The organism is Deferrisoma sp. (assembly GCF_054681715.1).
This window is the reverse complement of record NZ_BAAHFQ010000209.1, coordinates 1-4,439: the sequence shown is the minus strand read 5'-3', so window position 1 is coordinate 4,439 and position 4,439 is coordinate 1. Positions and strand designations below refer to the sequence as shown.

Annotated in this window: 4 protein-coding genes; 2 read left to right on the top strand and 2 right to left on the bottom strand. The window is 73.3% G+C overall.

Annotated elements, in window-relative coordinates; translation table 11 throughout:
- Together ACY0I8_RS16590 and ACY0I8_RS16585 are read right to left on the bottom strand one after the other, a co-directional pair.
- Positions 1-1,065 (bottom strand): Glu/Leu/Phe/Val family dehydrogenase (locus ACY0I8_RS16590; protein WP_461395635.1); only part of this gene is annotated, 1,065 nt, incomplete at its 3' end.
- Positions 1,062-2,432, bottom strand: a complete 1,371-nt coding sequence (locus ACY0I8_RS16585; RefSeq protein WP_461395634.1) for a dipeptidase — start codon at positions 2,430-2,432, stop codon at positions 1,062-1,064. The genes ACY0I8_RS16585 and ACY0I8_RS16590, both read right to left, overlap by 4 nt.
- A 405-nt stretch (positions 2,433-2,837) precedes the next feature.
- On the opposite strand from ACY0I8_RS16585, the gene ACY0I8_RS16580 reads away from it, so the two are divergent.
- Positions 2,838-3,698, top strand: a complete 861-nt coding sequence (locus tag ACY0I8_RS16580) for an HDOD domain-containing protein (protein ID WP_461395633.1) — start codon at positions 2,838-2,840, stop codon at positions 3,696-3,698.
- Between the two features lie 298 nt (positions 3,699-3,996).
- A partial coding sequence (locus ACY0I8_RS16575) for a cyclase family protein (protein WP_461395632.1) occupies positions 3,997-4,439 on the top strand: 443 nt, incomplete at its 3' end.

Genomic DNA, 4,439 nt, shown 5'->3' with positions numbered 1-4,439 from the left:
GGCGTTGAGCCACACGTCGGGCAGGATCCACACGCCCCGCTCCCGGAGGATCGCCTCGGCCTCGTCGGTGACCGGGCCGTTGGCCGCTTCGGCCACGATGCGGGCCTGGATGCGCGGGGCGTTCTCGGCTGTGATCTGGTTTTCCAGGGCCGCGGGCACCAGGATGTCGCAGGGGAGTTCCAGGGCCCGGGCCGTCGGCACCACGTCCTCGGCCCCCGGGAACCCCAGGATCGACCCGGTCTGCCGGCGGTGGGCCACCACGGCGTCGGGGTCGAGCCCGTCCGGGTTGTGGACCGCGCCCTCGTACTCGGCGAGCCCCACGACCACGGCCCCGGCCTCGGCCAGGAACTTGGCCGCGTGGTAGCCCACGTTCCCGAGGCCCTGCACGACCACCCGCCTCCCGGCAAGCCCGGGCCCCAGCCCCGCGGCCCGCATGTCGTCGGCCGACTCGCACGCCTCCCGCAGCCCGAACACCACCCCCCGGCCCGTGGCCTCGGTGCGGCCCCGGATGCCGCCCTGGCCCACCGGCTTTCCGGTGACGCAGGCCAGGGCGTAGAGTTTGTCGGGCGCCAGCGCGCCGTAGGTGTCGGCGATCCAGGCCATCTCCCGGGACCCCGTGCCGAAGTCGGGCGCCGGCACGTCGGTGCCGGGGCCGATGAAGTTCTTGCGGATGAGCTCGTAGGCGAACCGGCGGGTCACCCGCTCGACCTCGGCGTCGGAGTACCGGTGCCGGGCGATCCGGACCCCGCCCTTGGCCCCGCCGTGGGGCACGTCGACCACGGCGCACTTGAAGGTCATGAGGGCCGCGAGGGCCATCACCTCGTCCTGGGTCACGTTCATGGAGTAGCGGATGCCGCCCTTGGTGGGCAGCTTGTGGTGGCTGTGCTCGGCCCGCCAGGCTTGGACCACCTCGATCGAGCCGTCGTCACGGCGGACCGGGAAGTTCACGTGGTAGACGCTGTCGCACTCGCGGATCTGCACAAGGAGCGACGGGTCGTGGGCGGTGAGCCGGGCCGCCCGGTCGAAGGTCTTTCGCACCCGCTGCCAGAAACTGGGCTTCCTCACGGCGCCACCTCCCCCAGGAGCGGCCAGAGCCAGGCGCTCGTTCGCGTGCCGGCCCAGAGGTCGTCCAGGTGGAACCCCTCGTCCGGGCCGTGGGCCCCGTCGTCGGGCCGGCCGAACCCCAGAAGAAGGACCGGGGCGCCGAGAAGGCGCTGGAACGCCTCGACCACCGGGATCGAGCCGCCCTCCCGGATGAAGACGGGGTCGGCCCCGAACCCCCGGGCCAGGGCCTGGCGGGCCGCGGCCATGAACGGGCCCTCGGTGGGCACCAAGACGGGCCGGGCGCCGTGGAGGCGGGAGATCTCGAGGCGGCATCCGGCGGGCACCCGCCGGGCGAGCCAGCCCTCCAGGAGGTCGGCGATCTCGTCGGGGTCCTGGTCGGGCACGAGCCGGCAGGACACCTTGGCCCGGGCCCAGGCCGGGAGCACCGTTTTCGCGCCCTCCCCCGTGTACCCGGCCACGAGCCCGTTCACGTCGAGGGTCGGCCGGGCCCAGAGCCGCTCCAGGGGCGTGAAACCCGGCTCCCCCGCGAGCGCATCCACCCCGAGGTCCCGGCGCAGGGCCTCCTCGTCGAAGGGCAGGCGGGCGAACGCCTCCCGCTCCCAGGGCTCCAGGGGCCGCACCCGGTCATAGAACCCGGACACGGCCACCCGGCCGGCCTCGTCCTGGAGCGAGGCCAGGAGCCGCGCCAGGGCGTTGGCCGGGTTGGCCACGGCCCCGCCGAAGGAGCCCGAGTGGAGGTCGCGGTTCGGGCCCCGCACGGTGAGTTCCAGGTACACGAGGCCCCGCAGCCCGTAGGTGATGGCCGGCACGGCCGGGTCGAGCCGGCCCGAGTCGCTCACCACCACGGCGTCGCACCGGAACCGGTCCCGGTGGGTCTCGAGGAACGCTTCCAGGTGCTCGCTCCCCGACTCCTCCTCGCCCTCGAACAGGGCGACCACGTTCACGGGAAGCCGGCCGTGGACCTCGAGGTGGGCCCCCAGGGCGGCCACGTGGCAGAAGAGCTGGCCCTTGTCGTCGGTGGCCCCCCGGGCCACGATGCGCCCGTCGCGCACCACCGGCTCGAAGGGGTCCGAGGTCCAGCCGTCGGAAGGGTCGGCGGGCTGCACGTCGTAGTGGCCGTAGAGGAGCACCGTGGGCGCCCCGGCCGCGCCGCGCCACTCGGCCACCACGGCCGGGTGCCCCCCGGTGGGCTCGGCCCGGGCCTCGAACCCCGACCGGCCGAGCCGCTCCGCGAGCCATTCCGCGGCCCGGGCCACGTCGGCCGCCCGGGCCGGGTCAGCGCTCACCGAGGGGATGCGCAAGAACGCGAAGAGCTCTTCCAGGAGCGCCTCCCGGCGCGCCTCCAGTTGTTCCAGCACTCGCTCCACGGTCGCCTCCTTCCGAGTAACTTCCTGCTAGGACGCTGGGAGGCTGGGATGCTAGGACGCCAAAATCCTTTGGGATTCCAGCGTCAGCGGCTGTCCCAACCTGTGGGAGCGGCTTCCAAGCCGGGACGCCCTTTCTTTCGGGCCTTGCGGCCCGGGTGTCAGGCAGCCGCCGACCCAACCCGGACTCGTGACCTCTGTCGCCTGGCCACTGACTTCTTGCACGGCGCCTGTCTGGGCCCGGGCGCGGTCAAGGAGCGATGATACCAGGCCGGCCCGTGGCCGCCACCTTGAGCCCGGGGGCCCGGTGGCCGAAAAGAAACCCTGCAGGGACACGCCGTGGATCGGAACCACGGAGGGCACGGAGAACACGGAGGACAACCCGGGATCGCCCCCAAGGAGTGGCAAATGACCCTCGACGATCTCGTCGCCCGCGCCGGAGAGCTGATCTCGCTTCCCGAGGCGTGCCTGCGCCTCAACGACGTCCTGGCCGACGACCGGTCCACGGCCGAGGACGTGGCCGAGACCCTGCGGACCGACCCGGCGCTCTCGGCCCGGGTGCTCAAGCTCGTGAACAGCGCCTTCTACGGCCTGCCCCGCCGGGTGGAGACCGTGACCCACGCCGTGGCCCTCCTGGGCCGCGAGGAGATCCGGACGCTCGCCCTGGCCACCGCCGCGGCCGAAACCTTCGCCAAGGTCCCCCCCGAGGACGTGAACGTGGACTCCTTCTGGCGCCACAGCGTGTACACCGCCGCCGTGGCCTCGGTCCTGGTGCGGGAGCGCCGGGCCGGCCGGGAGCGAGCCTTCCTGGCGGGGCTCTTGCACGACGTGGGGTGGCTCGTGCTCCTGCACCTCGACCCCGAGGGGAGCCGCCGGGTGCTCGAGGCCGACGGGGAGGGGTGGGCCCGGCTCCTCGCGGCCGAGCAGGAGCACTGGGGGTTCACCCACGCCGACGTGGGGGCGAGGCTCCTGGAGCAGTGGGACCTACCCGAGAGCCTGTGGGCGCCGGTGGCGTTCCACCACGCGCCCTCCCGGGCCCGCGTCCACCCGGCCGACGCCGCCCGGGTACACCTGGCCAACGCGGTGGCGAGCCTGCGGGAACCCGGGATCCTCTGCGTCGAACCCGGGGAGGCGCTCTGCGCCGACGAGGCGGCCTGGGCCGCGGCCGGCGTCACCCCGGAGGGCCTCGAAGCCCTCCTGCCGGAGGCCGAGGAGCGGTTCGACGAAACCCTGGAGATCGTGTTCTCGGGGTACACGACGATCTACTGATTGCGGTGGGTTCACCTCGCCACGACAGGGGCCCGGGGGCGTGGGAAGCCGACGGGCGCGAAGTCGTGAATCGTAAATCGTGAATCGTGAATCGTTTCTTGGTACTCTGGGCCGTCCTCGTCCCCGTCGGGCCGACCTCTCTTACCGAGACAACCGGGCTTTTTCCTTCTCTCCGTGCCCTCCGTGTCCTCCGTGGTTCAAACCAGCCCCTTGCCCGCCGTTCCTCGTGGCTCCGGCCCCGCCCTTTTGCTACGTTGAGCCCCGGCGACACCCCAGGCGGAGCACCACGAGGAATTCCATGCGCTACGACCTCACCCATCCCATCGGCCCGGAAACGCCCGTGTACCCGGGGGACGAGCCCGTGCGGGTGCGCACCGTGGCCCGGCTCGAGGCCGAAGGGTACCGCGCCCGCCGGCTCGACCTGGGCACCCATTCGGGCACCCACGTGGACGCCCCGGCCCACCTGGTCCCCGACGGCGCCACCCTGGACGCCCTTCCGCTGGACCTCTGGATCGGGCCGGGGTTGCTCCTGGAACGGGTTCAACTCGCCGACCTTCCCGGGGGGATCCCCCCGAGGGTGCTGGTGCGGGGCGTGGGGGTCGAGGGGCTCACGCCGGAGGAAGCCCGGGACCTCGTCGAGGCCGGGGCCCGGCTCGTGGGGGTGGACGGCCCAAGCGCCGATCCCGTCGGGGCCGCGGACCTGCCGGCCCACCGGATCCTCCTCGGCGCCGGGGCCGTGAT